This window comes from Kribbella sp. NPDC003557, from assembly GCF_040610805.1.
Classification (GTDB): Bacteria; Actinomycetota; Actinomycetes; order Propionibacteriales; family Kribbellaceae; genus Kribbella.
On the sequence record NZ_JBEXMY010000001.1, the window covers coordinates 1,059,741 to 1,078,835 of the forward strand.

At 69.7% G+C, this 19,095-nt stretch carries 14 protein-coding genes; 7 read left to right on the top strand and 7 right to left on the bottom strand.

All coding sequences use genetic code 11. The annotated features are described in order from the left end of the window. Positions 1–36 precede the first annotated feature (36 nt). The 5 genes from ABZW60_RS05105 to ABZW60_RS05125 all read left to right on the top strand — a co-directional run bounded on the left by ABZW60_RS05105 (position 37) and on the right by ABZW60_RS05125 (position 4,900). Positions 37–1,044 carry a tripartite tricarboxylate transporter substrate binding protein gene (locus tag ABZW60_RS05105; RefSeq protein WP_355474173.1) on the top strand — a complete coding sequence of 336 codons (1,008 nt, stop codon included), beginning with the start codon at positions 37–39 and terminating at the stop codon, positions 1,042–1,044. A gap of 76 nt (positions 1,045–1,120) precedes the next feature. After that, positions 1,121–1,624 (top strand): tripartite tricarboxylate transporter TctB family protein, encoded by a 504-nt coding sequence (locus ABZW60_RS05110; protein WP_355474175.1) that lies wholly within the window; start codon positions 1,121–1,123, stop codon positions 1,622–1,624. Next, the gene (locus tag ABZW60_RS05115) at positions 1,624–3,132 is read left to right on the top strand and encodes a tripartite tricarboxylate transporter permease (RefSeq protein WP_355474177.1); all 1,509 of its coding nucleotides are present in this window, start codon (positions 1,624–1,626) and stop codon (positions 3,130–3,132) included. The genes ABZW60_RS05110 and ABZW60_RS05115 overlap by 1 nt, the downstream gene beginning before the upstream one ends. Positions 3,133–3,142: 10 nt before the next feature. Then, positions 3,143–3,577: an EVE domain-containing protein gene (locus tag ABZW60_RS05120; protein WP_355474178.1), complete on the top strand. Its 435-nt coding sequence runs from the start codon at positions 3,143–3,145 to the stop codon at positions 3,575–3,577. Positions 3,578–3,598: 21 nt separating this feature from the next. Then, positions 3,599–4,900, top strand: coding sequence for an MFS transporter (locus ABZW60_RS05125; RefSeq protein WP_355474180.1), 1,302 nt, complete (start codon positions 3,599–3,601; stop codon positions 4,898–4,900). A gap of 1,023 nt (positions 4,901–5,923) precedes the next feature. Here the strand turns inward: ABZW60_RS05125 and ABZW60_RS05130 are convergent. After that, positions 5,924–6,406, bottom strand: coding sequence for a hypothetical protein (locus tag ABZW60_RS05130; RefSeq protein WP_355474181.1), 483 nt, complete (start codon positions 6,404–6,406; stop codon positions 5,924–5,926). A gap of 664 nt (positions 6,407–7,070) precedes the next feature. Further along, entirely contained in the window at positions 7,071–8,024 is a 954-nt protein-coding gene (locus tag ABZW60_RS05135) for a phosphotransferase (protein WP_355474183.1), read from the bottom strand. A gap of 42 nt (positions 8,025–8,066) precedes the next feature. On the opposite strand from ABZW60_RS05135, the gene ABZW60_RS05140 reads away from it, so the two are divergent. Continuing rightward, a complete protein-coding gene (locus ABZW60_RS05140) occupies positions 8,067–9,398 on the top strand; it encodes a crosslink repair DNA glycosylase YcaQ family protein (protein ID WP_355474185.1) in 1,332 nt (443 codons plus the stop codon). Here the strand turns inward: ABZW60_RS05140 and ABZW60_RS05145 are convergent. Genes ABZW60_RS05145 through ABZW60_RS05160 form a run of 4 tightly spaced genes read right to left on the bottom strand, consistent with a single transcriptional unit; the run spans position 9,329 to position 15,729 of the window. Continuing rightward, complete coding sequence (locus ABZW60_RS05145) at positions 9,329–10,573, bottom strand: MFS transporter (RefSeq protein WP_355474187.1); 1,245 nt, start codon at positions 10,571–10,573, stop codon at positions 9,329–9,331. The genes ABZW60_RS05140 and ABZW60_RS05145 overlap by 70 nt on opposite strands. Before the next feature lie 4 nt (positions 10,574–10,577). Then, positions 10,578–11,975 carry a GH1 family beta-glucosidase gene (locus ABZW60_RS05150; RefSeq protein ID WP_355474189.1) on the bottom strand — a complete coding sequence of 466 codons (1,398 nt, stop codon included), beginning with the start codon at positions 11,973–11,975 and terminating at the stop codon, positions 10,578–10,580. Continuing rightward, positions 11,965–12,549 (bottom strand): YbjQ family protein, encoded by a 585-nt coding sequence (locus tag ABZW60_RS05155; RefSeq protein WP_355474191.1) that lies wholly within the window; start codon positions 12,547–12,549, stop codon positions 11,965–11,967. Before ABZW60_RS05155 ends, ABZW60_RS05150 begins: the two co-directional genes overlap by 11 nt. 27 nt (positions 12,550–12,576) lie before the next feature. Next, entirely contained in the window at positions 12,577–15,729 is a 3,153-nt protein-coding gene (locus ABZW60_RS05160) for a penicillin acylase family protein (RefSeq protein ID WP_355474193.1), read from the bottom strand. 116 nt (positions 15,730–15,845) lie between these two features. Here ABZW60_RS05160 and ABZW60_RS05165 point away from each other — a divergent pair, with 116 nt between their 5' ends. Further along, the gene (locus ABZW60_RS05165) at positions 15,846–16,934 is read left to right on the top strand and encodes an aminotransferase class V-fold PLP-dependent enzyme (protein WP_355474195.1); all 1,089 of its coding nucleotides are present in this window, start codon (positions 15,846–15,848) and stop codon (positions 16,932–16,934) included. A gap of 59 nt (positions 16,935–16,993) precedes the next feature. Here ABZW60_RS05165 and ABZW60_RS05170 read toward each other — a convergent pair whose 3' ends face one another. Then, on the bottom strand, positions 16,994–18,901 hold the full coding sequence (locus tag ABZW60_RS05170; protein WP_355474197.1) for a DEAD/DEAH box helicase: 1,908 nt from the start codon (positions 18,899–18,901) through the stop codon (positions 16,994–16,996). Positions 18,902–19,095 lie beyond the last annotated feature (194 nt).

Consider the following 19,095-nt stretch of genomic DNA (forward strand, 5'->3'; position numbering starts at 1 on the left):
GTCGCCACCTGATCCCCTCTTGAAAGGACTCAGCCGATGAGGTCTAGGCCGATGCTCTGGGTCACCACCGCGCTGGTCGCCCTGGTCAGCGCGACCGCCTGCGGAGCCACCGCGAACAAGTCCGGCACCGGGAACGACGACAGCGGCAAGCCCGCGACCGGGCTGCGGCTGATGGTGCCGAACACCGCCGGCGGCGGGTACGACACCACCGCGCGGACCGCCGCGAAGGTGATGGAGGACGCGAAGATCGCGACCGGTACGCAGGTGTTCAACCTGCCGGGCGCCGGCGGCACGGTCGGCCTGCAGCGGATCGTGAACGAGAAGGGCAACGGCAAGCTCGCGATGCAGATGGGGCTCGGCGTGGTCGGCGCGACGTACACGTCGAAGTCGAAGGCGACCCTCACCCAGACCACCCCGATCGCCAAGATGATCGAGGAGGCCGGCGCGATCGTGGTGCCGAAGAACTCGCCGTACAAGACCATCCAGGACCTCGTCACCGCGTGGAAGGCGAACCCGAAGGGGCTCGCGGTCGGCGGCGGCTCGTCGCCGGGCGGCCCGGACCACCTGCTGCCGATGCAGCTCGCGCAGGCGGTCGGCATCAACCCGAAGGACGTCAACTTCGTCTCCTACGACGGCGGCGGCGAGCTGCTGCCCGCCCTGCTCGGCAGCAAGATCGCCTTCGGAGCCAGCGGTTTCGGCGAGTTCCTCGACCAGGTCGAGAGCGGCCAGGTCCGCGTCCTCGCGGTGACCAGCGAGCAGCCGATCGACGCGCTCAAGGACGTGCCGACGCTGAAGGGCTCCGGGATCGACCTGGTGTTCACGAACTGGCGCGGCATCGTGGCGCCGCCGGAGATCAGCGACGCGGACAAGAAGGTCTGGATCGACGCGCTGACGAAGATGCACGACTCGGCGGAGTGGAAGGCCGAGCTGCAGAAGCACGGCTGGACCGACGCGTTCGTGACCGGTGACCAGTTCGGCACGTTCCTGACCGAGCAGGACAAGGCCGTCGCCGACATCCTGACCAAGCTGGGGCTGGCAGCGTGAAGGAGCGAAGCGAGTTCACCATCAAGCACAGCCCGCATCGTGCCTCATCCGCGCCCGGAGCGAAGCGAGGACGCGGATGAGCTGGGCCGCTACCCGGCGGCCGGATCGTGCGCAGTACGGAGTGTGCGGCTTCCTGGCGGTCGTCGGCGCCCTGGTGATCGCCGACGCCGCCCGGATCCAGCACATTGCCAACAGCAACGATCCGATCGGCCCGAAGCCGGTCCCGATCGTGCTCGGCGTCCTGCTCCTGGTGGTGGCCGCGCTGTACGCCGTGGACGTCGCGCGCGGCGGCACCGGCGAGGCCGAGGAGGGCGAGGACGTCGACGTCACGTCGCCCGTCGACTGGCGCACCGTCCTGCTGCTGATCGCCGCGTTCGTGGTGAACCTGGTGCTGATCGAGCCGCTGGGCTGGGTGATCAGCGGGACCGTGCTGTTCTGGGGCTCGGCGTTCGCGCTCGGCAGCCGGCACCACGTCCGCAACCTGGTGATCGCCGTCGCGCTGGCGCTGATCACGTTCTACGCCTTCGCGATCGGGCTCGGCGTCAACCTGCCGGCCGGCGTACTGCAAGGGATTCTCTGATGGACAACCTGACGAACCTGCTGAACGGGTTCGGCGACGTGCTGACGCCGCTCAACCTGTTACTGGCCCTGCTGGGAGTCACCGTCGGGACGGCGGTCGGCGTCCTGCCCGGGATCGGGCCGGCGATGACGGTCGCGCTGCTGCTGCCGATCACGTACGGGCTCGAGCCGGTGCAGGCCTTCATCATGTTCGCCGGCATCTTCTACGGCGGCATGTACGGCGGCTCGACCACGTCGATCCTGCTCAACACCCCGGGCGAGTCGTCGTCGGTGGTGACGGCGATCGAGGGCAACAAGATGGCCCGCGCCGGGCGGGCCGCGCAGGCGCTCGCGACGGCCGCGATCGGGTCGTTCGTGGCCGGGACGATCGGGACCCTGCTGCTGGTGCTGGTGGCGCCGCAGGTGGTGAAGTTCGCGATCAGCCTGGGCGCGCCGGACTACCTGGCGATCATGCTGCTGGCGTTCGCCGGCGCCACGTCGGTGCTCGGCTCGTCGCGGATCCGCGGCTTCGCGGCGCTGCTGCTCGGCCTGGTGATCGGGCTGGTCGGGATCGACAAGGTGACCGGCCAGCAGCGGCTGACGCTCGGGATCCCGCAGCTCGCCGACGGGATCGACGTCGTGGTGGTCGCCGTCGGCATCTTCGCGGTCGGCGAGGCGCTCTGGGTCGCGGCGCACCTGCGGCGGAACCCGGGCACGGTGATCCCGGTGGGCCGGCCGTGGATGGGCAGGTCCGACTGGCGGCGCTCGTGGAAGCCCTGGCTGCGCGGGACGGCGTACGGGTTCCCGATCGGTGCGCTCCCGGCGGGCGGCGCGGAAATCCCGACTTTCCTGTCGTACGCGACCGAGAAGAAGCTGTCCAAGCACCCCGAGGAGTTCGGGCACGGCGCGATCGAGGGCGTGGCGGGACCGGAGGCCGCGAACAACGCGTCGGCCGCCGGAACGCTGGTGCCGATGCTCGCCCTCGGTCTGCCCACGAACGCGACCGCGGCGGTGATGCTGGCCGCGTTCACCTCGTACGGCATCCAGCCCGGCCCGCTGCTGTTCCAGCGCGAGCCGAAGCTGGTGTGGGCGCTGATCGCGAGCCTGTTCATCGGCAACCTGTTCCTGCTGCTGCTGAACCTGCCGCTGGCGCCGGCCTGGGCGAAGCTGCTGCAGATCCCCCGCCCGTACCTGTACGCCGGGATCATTTTCTTCGCCTCGATGGGCGCGTACGCCGTGAACGCGCAGCCGCTCGACCTGCTGCTGCTCCTGCTGCTCGGCCTGCTCGGGTTCGGGATGCGCCGGTTCGGGCTGCCGGTGCTGCCGCTGATCATCGGCGTGATCCTCGGTCCGATCGCGGAGCGTCAGGCCCGGATGGCGTTGCAGCTGTCCAACGGCGACGCCTCGGGGCTGGTCGGCGGCCCGGTCGCGTACGTCATCTACGCCGTCATCCTGCTGCTGATCGCGGCGCCGCTGCTCGGCAAACTGCGCCGCCGAATTATGACGAAAGATGTCGCATATTCGGCCTGACAGTTGGTGCATGAACGATCTGAACAAGGCCTGGCTGGGTGTGGTCTCCGCGGACCACACCCGGCGGGCCGTCGACGGCGGTTTCATCCAGCTCAACCACGGCAAGCGGTACGGCGTCGCCCGGCTCCGCAAGGGCGACGGTTTCGCGATCTATTCCCCGACCGAGCGGTACGGCGAGAAGTCGCCGCTGCGCGCGTTCACCGCGCTCGGGGTGGTCGCCGACGACGCGCCGTACCAGGCCGAACCGATGAGTATGGGCGCTCGCGGGACGATCGAGCCGTGGCGGCGGCGGATCGAGTTCCTGCCGGTACGCCGGGCCGCGCTGCGCGACCTCGACCTGAAGCTCACCCGCCAGGCGAACTGGGGTTACCAGCTCCGCCGCGGCCTCGTCCCGCTCGATCCGGACGATTTCGCCGTTCTTCGCGACGTCATGTCAATTCCGTGAAGCCGCGTTCGACGTAGGAGTATGACCACGACATTCCGGCGGTTGCTGATCAACACCCTGGTCGCGAACGTGACCACCACGTTCCTGAGCTTCGGCTTCGCGTTCTGGGTGTACCTGGTGACGCACTCGGTGCTCGCGGCGTCGGTCGTCTCCGGCGTCTCGATGCTGATCGGGGCCGCCTCCGGGACGATCTTCGGCGCGGTCGTCGACTCGCACCGCAAGAAGACCGCGATGGCGTTGTCGTCCTCGATCACGGGCGTCGCGTTCGCGCTCGCCGGCGTCCTGTACGCGCTGGTCGGCCGCCGGCTCACGGACTGGCACGGCGCTTGGTTCTGGGTGTTCACGCTGCTCGTCCTGGTCGGCAGCACGGCCGGCCAGCTGCGCAGCATCGCCCTCTCGACCGCCGTGACCCTGCTCGTCCCGGCCGACCGCCGCGACAAGGCGAACGGCCTGGTCGGCACGGTCAACGGCGTCGCCCACCTGATCACCAGCGTCCTCAGCGGCCTGTCCGTCGGGTTCGTCGGCATGGGCGGCACGGTCGCGATCGCCGTCGTGTTCACCGTCGCGGTGCTCGTCCACCTGCTGCTCGCGATCCACCTCGACGAGCCGACGCCATCGCATCACGAGCGCGGCCGGATCGACGTACGCGCCGCGTGGCGGACGATGCGCGGCGTACCCGGGCTGCTTCCGCTGGTCCTGTTCAGCACCTTCAACAACCTGATCATGGGCGTCTTCATGGCGCTGATGGACCCGTACGGGCTGAACCTGTTCTCGGTCCAGTCGTGGGGCGTCGTCCTCGGCATCACCAGCGTCGGCTTCATCGCCGGCGGCGCGCTCGTCGCCCGCTTCGGCCTCGGCCGCTCGCCGCTGCGGTTGCTGCTGCTGGCCAACGTCGGTATCGCGATCGTCGGCCTGGGCACGGCGGTGCGCGAGTGGCAGTCGCTGCTGGTGCTCGGGATGTTCGGCTTCCTGCTGCTGATCCCGATCGCCGAAGCGGCCGAGCAGACGATTCTGCAGCGGATGGTCCCGTTCGAGAAGCAGGGCCGGGTGTTCGGGTTCGCCCAGAGCATCGAGACCGCGTCGACCCCGATCGCCGCGTTCGCGGTCGGTCCGGCTGCACAGTTCCTGCTGATCCCGTACATGGACTCGGCGTCCGGTCGGGATACGTTCGGTTGGCTGCTGGGCGCAGGTCAGGCCCGCGGGATCGCCTTGGCGTTCGTCGCCGCGAGCCTGTTGATGCTGGTCGTCGTCCTGCTGGCCTTCCTGAGCGCGGCCTACCGCCGGTTGGACCTCAACTACCAGACCGAGCCCGTCCCCGCCTGACAAGCAGCCCACGCGTGCTACGCCGGCGATTCCTCGTCGCCCCGCTCCTCGTCACACCCGCTACGCGCGCTCCCACCCTCCGCGCGCTTAGCGCGGTGCATCCGCTTCCGGCTGACGCCGGGATGTTGCCGGCTATCACCGGCGAGCTGCGGGCTGCCGCCCGCGAGCGAACACCGCGCGGACGACAAGGCGACGGGCTCGTGACCTGGCGGCACCACGGTCCAGGGCTGACGTCCCCCGCAGGCTCCATCGCCGCCTGAGAGCAGCCCACGCGTGCTACGCCGGCGATTCCTCGTCGCTCCGCTCCTCGTCACACCTGCTACGCGCGCTCCCGCCCTCCCCCCCCGCTCAGCGCGGTGCATCCGCTTCCGGCTAACGCCGGGATGTTGCCGGCTATCACCGGCGAGCTGCGGGCTGCCGCCCGCGAGCGACCACCGCGCGGACGACAAGGCGACGGGTTCGTGACCTGGTGGCACCACGGTCCAGGGCTGACGTCCCCCGCAGGCTCCATCGCCGCCTGAGAGCAGCCCACGCGTGCTACGCCGGCGATTCCTCGTCGCTCCGCTCCTCGTCACGCCCGCTACGCGCGCTCCCACCCTCCCCCCGGCTTAGCGCGGTGCATCCGCTTCCGGCTAACGCCGAGATGTTGCCGGCTATCGCCGGCGAGCTGCGGGCTTCCGCCCGCGAATGAATACCGCGCGGACGACGAGACGACGGGTCCGCGGCCACCACGGCCCAAGTGCCTGCGATCCCGTGGCGGTGACGTTGCCGCGCTGCCCGGCGTCGTCCAGCAGGCCAACCCGCCAAGGACCGTGCCGCGCAGAACCGCCGCCAATGCCCAATCGCCCAGTGCCGAGGACGTCAGGCGCTAGTCCGCTCGCGATCCGCGGCGGATTGTGATCTGACAACAGATCCGCGACACATCTCCACCAACTGACGTGCGACAGCCAACAACCCTGTCCACGTGTCGGGAGCAACGTACGGATCTGCCGATGAGCGAGCAGTTCCCCGCGCGCTCGGCCGCTATTCCGTCGGCCCCAGGAATTCATGAAGTGCGCCCATCGTCCGGCCGGTGAGCTTGGCGCCGTCGTCGTCAGAGCTGACCTCGCAAAGGGCCCACGACGGGAGGTCGCTCGGGTCGTCAAGCTCGTCGTCGCGGGGGTCGCCAAGGAGGTATGCAAAGCCCTGCGCTGTGTCGGACGCGACGTCCTCGACAATCACCGCCAGCTCGTCCAAGGTGATCCCGGCCGCGAGACACTTCCCGATCACCTCTGCGACAGCAGTTGAGGGTGACCCCGGGCGACGATCTCGCTCACGTTGAAGGTTGGTCCACCAGACGTCCATGCTCTCGCGTCGGCCCAGCAGATTCGTCCGCACGAGTCGTTCTAGTCGGGCATACGCCAACTGGGGGATGTTTTCACTGATCTCGGACCGCGCCGCGGCCTGCCGATCATCGACACCCAGTCTCGTCAACTTCTCAATCAGCACACCTTCGTCTGCGTGCATCAGTTTCGCCTCCTCGTGGCCGCATGCCGACCCGTCGCAGCCTAGGACCGGACGGTGGCTGTCAGATATCCGTCCGCGCGCTCATGCCGCCCAGAGAGCGTGCGCTGCGGCGTCCGGAGCTGCCGCGATCAGCGCTCTCACTCCGACGTTGGTGAGACTCCCAGGGACGGCCGTTTCCGGGGAGCGGTGCGAGCTCTGCAGTGTGATCATGTGCTCGATCCAGCGGCGGTTGGCTGACGTGGCCACGGCCGCTACATGCTCGCGTGTAGGTCGACAACGACGGGAGTGCCTGGCGGATGCGCGGCGGCCCGCAGGATGCCAAGCAGGCCAGACGGCTCATGAGGCGCCCAGACGTTCACGTCGTACGCGCCCACGAGCTCACTGTGGCCGAGGTGCGCGGCGCCGAGCCAGGCGACGAGGTACGACCCTGGTGAAGTCGAGTAGGCGAACGGATTCCAGGCGAGAATCCGAGCGCACGGAACTCATCGTCATCTTCGACCAGGACCCTAGTCCCGTCTGGGCGTTGAGGGTCGCCTCTCAGTCGTTCTCAGGCAACACAAGCCGTCGGCCGTGGTTTCGCGGAGACGGCCGCCTATAAGCCCGCCGCGATCGGTGCCCGCCCAGGTCGCCGAGGGTGGCGGCTCTGGTCCCGGCTGGGCATCAGCTAGCCCGCACGGCCTTCCAGCTTGCCGGAAAGGTCTTGGAGGCGATTGCCGATAGCAGCGTCGATTGTTCGGTGGTCGCCCATCCAGGGGGCCGCGGCTGTCTGTCCAAGTGACGCCTGGACAAGGTCGCTCAGCACCTGGAGGTGATTTCTCGCCACGCTGAGGAACAGATCCGGGCCGGCCCAGGCCAGGGCACCACCAGCATCGACGTACGCAGCGAGTATTCCCCGGATCCGCTCGGGATCGCCCCCTCCGAAGATGTAGGCGGTGCGACCTGCCTCCAGGGCTGCGCTGTCGATGCGGACGCTGTCCCAATCCACCAGGACGGGTCCGGACAGAGAGCGCACGATGTTGTGGGGCTTGAAGTCGCCATGAGTTGTCACGAGGTCCGGTACTCCGTTGTCGCAGAGCTCGGCGAGGCGCGCGGTGGCGGCGTGGATGAGCGGAAGGCTGTCCGACAGCCGATCCGCCCACCCGACATCCCGGCTTGGTGCCTCGGCGATCCAGTCGTCCCAGACCGCGGGCGGTTTGATCGCTTGCCGCCACCACTCAGGCAAGTCTCCCCCGCCGAGTGGCTCCAACTGATGAACTTGTGCCATCGTCCGGCCGAGCCAGATGTCGACGTCGGGCGCGCAGCTCAACGGCTCGATCCATCGGTGGACCCGGAACAGCCGATCCTCGACTCGGGCGGCCCATCCCACCACCGGATCGGCCGGCTCGACCGGCTCCGGCATGTCCAGGCCCGCCTCGAGCGCGCGCCCCTCGAACGCCATCGCGACCGTCAGCTGGTCGGTCACGTCCTGGAGGTATCCCTTGACGAAGTAGCTTCCGGTGGAGGTGTCCAGCCGCCACGCGTCGGCATCGCCGCGCCGGACGTGGGTGAGCCCGCCGTCGGGATCCCCTAGCTCGAATGCGCGCGCAATTTCGTGCGGGGTGGGCGTGAGCAAGTCCATCTCCAGCGTCCAAGTGTTCCCGACAGCGTATAGGTTCGGTTCATGGCGGCCGTTGGTGATGACGTCTCGGTGGTGAGCGCGCGGCGGATCGCCCTGCGGGCGCAGGGGTTCGGCGGTGCGCGCGGGCGGACCGACGTACGGCGGGTGCGGACGGCGATCCGGCACGCCGGCGTCCTGCAACTGGACTCGGTCAACGTGTTGTGCCGGTCGCACTACCTGCCGGCGTACGCGCGAGTGGGCAACTACTCGCGGGCGAGCCTGGACCGGCTGAGCTGGGGTGCGGACCGGGAGCTGTTCGAGTACTTCTGGGGTCACAAGGCAGCGCTGCTCCCGTTGAGCGTCTTCCCGTTGCTGCGGTGGCGGATGCTGGCCGCCGAGCGGCAGGTGTGGGGCGAGGACCTGAGCCCGGACGTGACCGCACCGTGGTCGGTCGTCGCCGGGATGCGCCGGCTGACGGCGGAGCGACCCGGGTACGTCGACCAGGTCCTGCGGCTCGTGACCGAACAAGGGCCGCTGACCGCGGGCGAGGCGAGCCCGGACGGCGTCCGGCGCAAGCGCACCGATCCGGACCCCGATCCGACCACCGGCACGATGTGGAACTGGCAGGACGCGAAAATCGCGATCGAGTACCTGTTCTGCACCGGCCAGGTGACGATCGCGGGCCGCCGGCACTTCGAGCGGATCTACGACCTGACCGAACGTGTGCTGCCCGCCGACGTGCTCGACGCGCCGGTGCCGACCGCCGACGAGGCACGGCGTGAGCTGGTCCGGATCGCGGCGCGCGGTCTGGGCGTCGCGACGCTGAAGGAGCTCTGCGGCGGCAGCGGCCAGGCGCACTTCCCGTTGCCTGCCGCAACCGGTCGCGAGGTGATCGCCGAACTGGTCGAGGCCGGCGACCTGGTCCCGGTGCGGGTCGAGGGCGTGAAACAGCAGTCGTACCTGTGGCACGAGGCCGAGGACCGCCCGGTCGAGGCGCAGGCGCTGCTCTCGCCGTTCGACCCGCTGATCTGGAACCGCGACCGCACGCACCACCTGTTCGACTTCTTCTACCGGATCAGCATCTACACGCCGGCGCCGCAGCGCGTCCACGGGTACTACGTTCTCCCGTTCCTCCTCGGCGACCAGCTCGTGGCACGCGTCGACCTCAAGGCCGACCGGCCCAACTCGACCCTGGTCGTGCCGACCCTCACCGCCGAGCCGGGGGCACCCGACTTCGTCGAGCAACTGGCGGCCGAGCTCCACCTGATGGCGGACTGGCTCGGTCTGGAGCACATCGCCGTACCCGCCGACGGGCGGCTGGCCGCTCAGCTCACCGATCGGATCCGCGTGACGAGTACGCCGGCCAGAAGCGTGACCGCGGACGCCAGGAAGTAGAGCACCGGATAGCCGCCCAGGTGCTTGACGATCGGCGCGGCGATGGCCGGTGCCAGCACCTGCGGCAACGAGTTCGCGATGTTGATGACGCCGAGGTCCTTGCCGCGGTCGCGGGCGCTCGGCAGGACCTCGGTCAGCAGCGCGAAGTCCACGGACAGGTACACGCCGAACCCCGAGCCGAGGATGATCGCGCCGAGGATCGCGCCCGGCCAGGTCGGCCAGACCGCGAGGACGACGCCCGCCACCGCCATCACCCAGCCGGATGCGGTGACGAACACCTTCCGCCGGCCCGACCGGTCCGACCATCGTCCGGAGCTGATCGCGGTCACCAGCACACACACGCTGTAGATCGCGGTCAGGATCAGGACGCCGGTGTCCGGGTCGTCGATGCCGACCTTGTCCTGCAGGTAGTAGAAGAGGTACAGCGTGCCCAACGCGTTGCCCACGTTGAACAGGAACCGCGTCAGCCACGCCCAGCCGAAGTCCGGGTAGCGCCGCGGGCTGATCCAGAAGCCTTTCAGGAACGCGCCGAGCACGAACGGCGGACGCTCCGTCAGCGGGACGTCGTGGCTGCGGAGCAGGTACGGCACCACGGAAACCAGCAGGAACGCGGCGCAGGCGACGTACCCGAGCGTGTAGCTCTCGAACGCGGCCGCGAGTGCCGTTCCGACCAGGGCGCCGAGGACCTGGGAGATGGCCACCCAGCCGCCGACCACACCCCGTTGGGCGACGGGAACCCGGTCGGGTACGACGGCCGTGGCCGCGGCGAGGAGGGCGTTGCCGAACAGCTGCATCAGGCACCAACCGACCAGCATCAGCGCGATCACGTGTGCGCCGGACAGGATCCCGAGACCGATGGCCCCGCCAACGGCACCGGCGATCACCCACGGAACACGCCGGCCGTGCCGGGACGTGGTCCGGTCGGACAGCGCACCGAACGCCGGATTCGCCGCCACCGACACCGCCGCGCCGACGCCGGTCACCAGCCCGAAAACGTATTCCTTGTTGCCCGGTGCAACGGCTTCGGACTGCTTCGCCAGCAGCACCTGGATCGGCCCGAGCCAGGCCGCGAAGACGCCGACGTTCGCCAGCACGACGGCGGCCGTCCAGCCGCCGCGCACCCGGACCGTCGGCTCCGCCAGCGCGGACGGCACGACCCCCGGCTCGGGAAGCATTCCCCTAGTCCCCGCGGCTCTGGGCGATCACGTCACGGAACCAGTGGTACGACGCCTTCGGTGTCCGCTCCTGCGTCTCGAAGTCCACGTGCACCAACCCGAACCGCTGCGAGAACCCGGCCGCCCACTCGAAGTTGTCGAGCAGCGACCACTGGAAGTACCCGCGCACGTCGATCCCGTCATCGATCGCGGCCTTCAACGACCGCAGGTAGCCGTCCAGGTAGTCGATCCGCCGCTGGTCCGACACCACCCCGTCGACAGGCCCGTCGTTGATCGCGCACCCGTTCTCGGTGATGTAGATCGGCGGCAGCTTGTCGCCGTACCGCTCCTTGAAGGTCCGCAGGATCTCGCCGAAGGCCTCCGGCACCACCGGCCACCCGAAGTCCGTGGTCGGATACCCCTGCAGCTGTCGGGGCTCGAACGGCAACCCCGGCGGCAACAGGACCCCATCGGTCGCCGCGGTGTCCGGCTGACCGGTCGCGACGCCGACCGACACCGGCGCGTAGTGGTTGATACCGAAGAAGTCGAGCGGCGTCGAGATCACCGCCAGGTCGTCCGCGACCGGACCCGGCATCGCGTCCCCCATCCCCGCCGGATACTCACCGAGCAGGATCGGATCGGCGAACAACCAGTTGATCAGGTTGTCGTAGAGCGCCGCCGCTTCCTTGTCCTCGGGGCTGTCGCCGGCCGGCCAGGTCGGCGCGTGGTTGGACGCGATACCGATCGACTGCGCACCGGCCGCCCGCAGCGCCTGCACCGCGCGGCCGTGCGCGAGCAGCTGGTGATGCGCGACCGGGAGCGCGTCGAACAGCAACTCCTTGCCGGGCGCGTGCGCGCCGAGCGAGTACCCCATCAACGTGAGCACCATCGGCTCGTTGATCGTGATCCACTGCGGCACCCGGTCCGCGAAGCGGGCGCCCAGGATCGCGGCGTACTCCGCGAACCGGTCGGTGATGTCGCGCGACAGCCAGCCGCCGGCGTCCTCGAGCGGTTGCGGCGTGTCCCAGTGGTACAGCGTCGGCGCCGGCTGGATCCCGGCGCCGAGCAGCGTGTCGATCAACCGGTCGTAGAAGTCCAGACCGGCCGCGTTCCCCGGTCCGCTCCCCGACGGCTGGATCCGCGGCCAGGCGAACGAGAAGCGGTAGGTGTCGACCCCGAGCTCGCGCATCAGCGCGACGTCCTCGGCGTACCGGTGGTAGTGGTCGCACGCGACCGCACCGGTGTCGCCGTCGAGGATCCGGCCGGGCTCGGCGCAGAACGTGTCCCAGGTCGAGGGACCGCGACCGTCCTCGGTCACGGCACCCTCGATCTGGTACGCCGACGTCGAGACCCCCCACCGGAAACCGGGCGGCATTACCAGTTTTTCGCTCGCTGCGCTCGCCGGGTGAAGGTCAGCTGTCATGCGCATCGTCCTCGTCGGGTGTCTTGTCCTGGGCGCGCGGCGGCTCGGTCTTCCGGACGACGACCGCCGTACCGTAGGCGGCCACCTCGCTCATGGTCTGGGCGATCTCGTTGCAGTCGAAGCGCATCGCGAGGATCGCGTTCGCGCCCATCTGCTGCGCCATCTGGCACATCCGCATCACGGCGACGTGCCGTGACTCGGCCAGCATCTGGGTGTACTCCGGCACCTCGCCGCCGCCCAGCGACCGGAAGCTCGCGGTGAAGTTCGACCCGATGTTGCGGCTGCGCACCGTCAGCCCGAAGACCTCGCCGAACACCTGCTCGACGGTGAAGCCGGGCAGGTCGTTCATGGTCGAGACCAGCACCGGGTACGGCGACCCCTGCGGGGCGACGTGCGGCGCCGTCGGCTGGGCGGGCTGGGCCGGCTGGCCGTAGCCCTGCTGCTGGTACCCCTGCTGCGGCGGACCCTGCTGGTATCCCTGCTGCGGCGGACCTTGGTACCCGGCCGGCGGGCCCTGCTGGTAACCCGGCTGCTGCGGCGGATACGGCTGGTTCGGGGGAAAGTTCTGGTTCATGCGCCAATCCTGACAGGCGCCGGGGTATCACCATCTGAAGACTTGCAGCTCGTAGAGGGAATACCCGTACGACGTCGCACGCTGGGTGCCCGTCACGCGCACGAACCGGGCCGGTACGGCGCTGAACCGAACCACGTCCTGGCCGCCGTCACCAGCCGTCGTCGCGTACACCTGCTGCCAGGTGGACCCGTCCCGGGACACCTCGACCCGGTACGACCGGGCGTACGCGGCCTCCCAGTGCAGCACCACCCGGCCGACCGTCTGCTCGTTGCCGAGGTCAACCTTCAGCCACTGCGGATCGGACCAGTCGCTGGCCCACCGGGTGTCCAGCTTCCCGTCCACGGCCTGGGCCGGCGGCGAGTTGTACCAGCCCTTCTCGTAGCTGCTCGCGGTCGCCGTCTTCCCGGCCGCCAGGTTGCTGACGTCGTCGCCCCGCCGCGCCGGGAATTCGATCACCTGCTGGTACGTCGGCCGGTTCACCCACGCGATCCGGTCCTGGGTGATGCCGCCCATCGGGTTGTGCGCGATCTGGTCGGCACAGAACTGGTCACCCGCGGCGCAGTCCGCGGTCGCCGGGTACGTCGTCGACGCCGGCACCTTGGTCGCCGCGAGCAGCGTCTCGGTCAACGTGCTCCGGCACGCGGCGAGCGATCCGCCGCCGCAGAACGTGACCGGCTGCGGCGCCTGGACCGGATCGCCGAGGACCTTGCGGAGGTCACGCTGGACGAAGCCCCACCAGCCGCTCTGGAAGGCGGATCCCTGCGCGCTCGGGCGCTCGTCGATCTTCAGGTTGGCAGTCAAAGAGCCGTAGAGATCCGGTCCGAGGTCCTTGAACTGTGCGGGGACGAGCAGCGGCCACCAGGCGTCGAGGATGCGGATGGCGTCGGCGTTGTCGTAGGTGCGGGACGACGCGTTGGGGGTCTTGCGGTGGGCGCCGGCCTGGTCCCAGGCGGTCAGCTTCGCGACGGCGTCGGCGACGGCCGGATCGGTGATCGGCGCCGACTTGAGAACCCGCAGCAGATAGGGCAGGACCTGGTCGCCGCGGAGGTCGACGGTGGCCGCGTCCTCCATCGCCTCGACCAGCTTGCCGCGGGTGAACTTCTGGCCGCCGCCGATGACCGCCTTGATCCGGTCGTCGAGCGGCTGGCTCCGGTAGACCGCGTTGTAGCCCCACTGACCGTCCGACGCCGAGAACCCGGGCGCCTGCTTGTTGTTCCAGCTGGTCAGGTAGTCCTGGTTGACCACCTGCGGGTGCTGCGCCGCCGGGGTGTACGTCGCGCGGTTCGTGACCGGGTTCCAGCCCTGCCACTCGTACGAGCTCCAGGTCGGCAGGTTCGGGTCGGCGCCGGCCGCGCGGACCGGGTTGTCACCGGAGTTGAAATACGCGATCGAGTCCTTGTCGGTGTAGAACCAGTTGAAGGTGTACCCGATGTTCGCGGCCGCCTTCTGGAAGTCCGCGGCGGATTTGACCTTGTCCGGGTCGTTGAACTGCATGAACCCGAGCGCCGACCCCGCCTCGTTGCCGTAGGTCGACCGGTTCCTGGTGAACAGCACCGGCGTGCCGCCGACCGTGCCGCGGTGCGTGACGATGCCGTACTTGGTGCGCAGGGCAACCAGCGTGTACGACCCGGCGGGCTCCGACGACCCGAGGCTGGAGTACCACTCGTTGTGCCGTTCGAGCCGCTCGATCGGCACGCACTGGCCGCGGAAAACGTAGTACTGCGACGTTTTCGTCGGCGTTCCGCCGTTCGGCTCACACAGCGGGACGGCGAACGTGTCGGTGATGTCCTGACCCGCGGACGTGGCGCTCCACGAGTAGTCGGGGCCGCGGCCGATCAGCGTGTAGAAGTTCAGGCCGGCGAACGCGATCCCGCGCGAGCTGACGCCGGGGCCCTGCAACTCCTGGCGGAGCAGCAACTGCGGCGCGAAGTAGCCGGTCTGCGGACCGTAGACCGCGATCGGGTGGCCGGACTGGGTGTGCGCGCCGGAAACCAGGAGGGCGTTCGACATGCCCTTCTTTCCGAAACCTTCCGGAAAGAGTCCGCCGTCGAAGATTCCGCGCAGGCTTTCCGCACCCTTCGGCGCGGGCGCCGCGGTCGCCGTCCTCGCGGCCGTCTGGTCGATCACCTCGGGCTCCGGCGTGACCGAGCCGCGGTCCGGCAGCGCGCGGCCGGCCGGGTTCGGCCCGGTCGTCCCGTACGGGAAGGTCGTTCCGTTGTGCACCGTCGTACTGGCCTCCGGGTCGTTCTGGGACCGGAACGACTCCCACACCTTGGTGCCCTGGGCAACGCCGTACTTCGCCTGCGCCTCGAGCAGCGCGAGCGCCGACGTCACCTCGGACCCGCCGCCGGTGCCGAAGATGCCCGCGACCACGGCCGCGGTGGCGACCACGTCGGTCACCTTCCAGTGCGGCGTCGGCCACTGCAGCCCGAGGGCGACGTACTCACCGGGATACGCGATGCCGACCGTGTCGATGTAGTGGTTGACGCCGTCCACCCAGGCCTGGATGTCCTGCTGCATCTTGACGCCGTCGGCGCCGTACAACTCGTCGGCGTCGTCGAACTGCCGCTGCAGGTCCGCCTCGGTGTACGGCGCGGTCCGCCAGAACTCCTGCTCGAACGCCCGGTTCGCCGCCGCACCGCCCGCGAACGGGGTCAGTTGGCCGCGGCCCAGGTGCCGGAACACGTCCATCACGAACAGCCGGTCCTGCGCGCCGGCGTACCCCGCGCCGAACATCGTGCCCAGCCGGGTGGTCCCGGTGATGTGCGGGATGCCGCGTGACTTGTCGCGGACGATCGTCACGTCGCTGCGCGGCTGGACGGTGCTTGCCACGTCACCCGGCTTCACCCCGTACGACGAGTCGTCGAAGTACGGTGCGAGGCCCGCGTCGGTGACGCCCTGCGAGTTCCAGACCAGGTCCTGGTACGGCTTGACCGTGTCGCTGAAGTGCGCCGGACGGACCCCCAACGCCTTGAAAGCAAGGAGATCCGTGAAGGTGGCGTTGCCGTTCTGCCCGGGCGGCAGGATGTCGCGACATTGCTCCAGGCAATAGTCCGTGGTGTTGGCGGCAACGACCTGCGTGGCCGCTTCGGTCGGCGCGGGCAGGGCCGCGAGGACGGCGGTGACAGCAGCCGCTGCAACTGCCGTACGAAGGCGGGTTCGGAGTGCGGGGCGGGGCACGGTTCCCTCCTCAGGTCGGTAAAAGTGAGAATGACTCACGAGTAGCTTCGGGTCAATAACTCGCACGCTCAGACTCTCGCCAATTGCTGTCCGTGACCACTACGCTCGGCAACACCATGAGCATCCACGATCGTTATCGGTTGAGTGTGGTGATCAACGCCAAGGGGACGTACACCCCGCTGGGGGTGTCGAGGAGCTCCGACGGGGTGGCGGCGGCCGTCGCACAGGCGTTGCCCGAGTTCTTCGACATGGACGAGCTCGGCGACCGGGCCAGTGAGGCCATCGCGCAGGTCACCGGCGCCCAGGCCGGCGCGGTCGTGCACTGCACCGCGGCCGGCATCACCCTCGCGGTCGCGGCCACCATGACCGGCGGCGACCCGCGGCGGACGGCCGCGTTGCCGGACGCAACGGACATGCACAACCGCGTCATCCTGCCGGCCTGCCACGTGATCGACTACGGGCACTCCAACCTGCAGGGCATCCGGCTGGCCGGCGCACAGGTGGACCTGGCCGGCGACGAGGACGGCTGCACGATCGACGACCTGGAGGCCGAGCTCGACGGCCCGGACGTCGCCTGCCTGATGCTGGTGTCGTCGCGGCTGACGCGCGGCGAGCCGATCGACCTGGTCGCCGCGATCCGGGCCGCGCACCGCCGCGGCGTCCCGGCGATCATCGACGGCGCGGCGCAGTTCCCGCGGATCGCGGACCTGCTCGCGACCGGTGCGGACCTGGTGCTGGTGAGCGGGCAGAAGTACTTGGGCTCGCCGACCGCCGGGCTGGCGGCCGGGAGCTGGGGCCTGGTGCAGGCGCTGCGCGCCCAGGAGAAGGGCATCGGGCGGGTGATGAAGCCGACGAAGGAGGCGATCGTCGGTGTCCTCGCGGCGCTCGAGGAGTGGCAGGCGTTCGACCGGATGAAGTGGGAGGCCGACGAGCTCGCGAAGGTGGACGCGTTCGTCGACGCGGCCTCGCGGATCCCCGGCCTCACGGCCGAGGCGGTGCCGGATGCCACCGGCCTGCAGGTGTCCCGGGTCCGGCTGACGGTCCCGGACGCCAAACGCGTCGCGACCGAGCTCGAGGCCGGCACACCACCGATCTACGTGATGACGGACCGGATGGCCGACGGCGAGCTGCTGCTGGAGCTCGTCCCGCTCGACGCGGACGAGATCGCCACGATCCTCGCGCGCCTGTGGGCGGTGCTGACCTGACACGACAAAAGGTGGGCTGACGCAGGTCGTTGCCTGTGTCAGCCCACCTTTGCCTCAGCTCAGTGCTGGTAGGACTTTCCGTCAGTACGGCGGGGGCCGTTGCCGCCGCGGCGCGGACCGCTGCCGCCGCGCCCCTCGTGGCCGCGGCCCGGGCGGGTGCTGCCGAAGCGCTTGCCGCCGCCCTTGTTGAAGCGCTGCGGCTTCGGGGCGGGGAGCTTCACCGGGTACCCGGAGGGCTTGCTGCCGCCGGTCAGCTCGGTCACCAGTTCGTCGCCCGGACGGGCACGAACCGGCTCGGCCTTGACACCCGCGGACTCGGCCATCCGCATCATCCCGCGCCGCTGGTGCGGCAGGACGAGCGTGACGACGGCACCCTTGCCACCGGCGCGCGCCGTACGGCCGGCGCGGTGCAGGTAGTCCTTGTGCTCGGCCGGCGGGTCGGCCTGGACGACCAGACCGACGTCGTCGACGTGGATGCCGCGCGCGGCCACATCCGTTGCCACGAGCACCGGCACCGAACCGTCCTTGAACTGGTCCAGCGTCCGGTTCCGCATGCCCTGGGTGAGACCGCCGTGCAGGGCCGCGGCCATCACACCGCGGTCGCGCAACTGCGTCGCGATCCGGTCGGCGCCCAGCTTGGTCCGGACGAACACGATGGTCCGGCCCTCGCGGCTCGCCAGTTCGGCGGTCAGCGACTGCTTGTGCGCCGGCTCGATGACCAGCAGGTGGTGCTCCATCGTGCTGACCGAGGCCTGCCCGGACTCGGTCGAGTGCTGCACCGGGTCCTTCAGGTAGGTCTTGACGATCTTGTCGACGTCGTTGTCCAGCGTCGCCGAGAACAGCAGCCGCTGGCCCTCCGGAGGCGTCATGTCGAGCAGCGTGGTGACGGCCGGCATGAAGCCCATGTCGCACATGTGGTCGGCCTCGTCGAGCACCGCGATCTCCACGGCGCCGAGGTCGGCCGCGCCCTGCTCGCACAGGTCGATCAGCCGGCCCGGGGTGGCGATCAGCAGGTCGACGCCGCGACGCAGCGACTCGATCTGCTTCGGGTACGGCAGGCCGCCGGCGATCAGCTTCAGCGACACGTTCATCACGTGCGCGAGCGGCTCGAGGGCGTCGTGCACCTGCATCGCGAGCTCACGGGTCGGCACCAGGATCATGCCGCGCGGACGGCGCGACTCGGTCCGGCCGCCGGCCAGCCGCATCAGCGTCGGGAGGCCGAAGCCGAGGGTCTTGCCGGAGCCGGTCTGGCCGCGGCCGAGCACGTCCTTGCCGGCCAGCGCGTCCGGGATGGTCGCGGCCTGGATCGGGAACGGCGTGGTGATCCCGTCCCGGGCCAGCCGCTGCACCAGCCGCGGCGCGAGCCCGAGCGCGGCGAACTGGTTGTCCTCGGCAACAGTACCGAGATCCACCGGCTGCTCCGCCCGCTCGCTCCGCCGGTCGTCCCGCTGCACTCGCTCGTCCCTCCGATAGCTCTTGTCGTCCCGCTCGAAACGCGGCCGGTCCTGCGACCGGTTGTACTGCGGCCGGTCGTCGCGGTTGAACCGCGGCCGGTCGCTCCGCCCACCCTGCGAACGCTCGTCGCGGTTGTACTGCGGGCGGTCGTCGCGGTTGTACTGCGGACGGTCATCACGGTTGAACCGCGGACGCTCGTCACGGTTGTACTGCGAACGGTCATCACGGTTGAACCGCGGACGCTCGTCACGGCTGTACGACCGGTCGTCGCGGTTGTACTGCGGGCGCTCACCGCGGTTGTACTGCGGACGCTCGTCACGGCTGCGCTGGCCGCGGTCGGGGCGGGGCTGCTCGGAGCGGTAGCCCTTCACCGGGGCCCGGTCCGCGCGGGGTGCGTCGTACGTCGCGTCAGCGGCCATACGCTCGCCGTACGACTGGTTCTGGTGCTTCTTGTGCCGGGGCTTCTTGGCCCGCCCGTCGGCGGACTCGTCGTGCTGGTGGTGCTGGGTCACGCAAACTCTCTCTCGGATTCACGGACGATTGGCGCCGGATCGCAGCCGCACGTGAGCGCCGGTCACGAAACATGACCGGGCAAGCTACGTACTCAGCAGGAGACGGGCATCGACCTGCGGGTGCTATCGCGTTGCACCCATGTCGCCGGAATCTTCAGCCGGATGCTGAAACCGACGGGTCGGAGCGCCTGGGA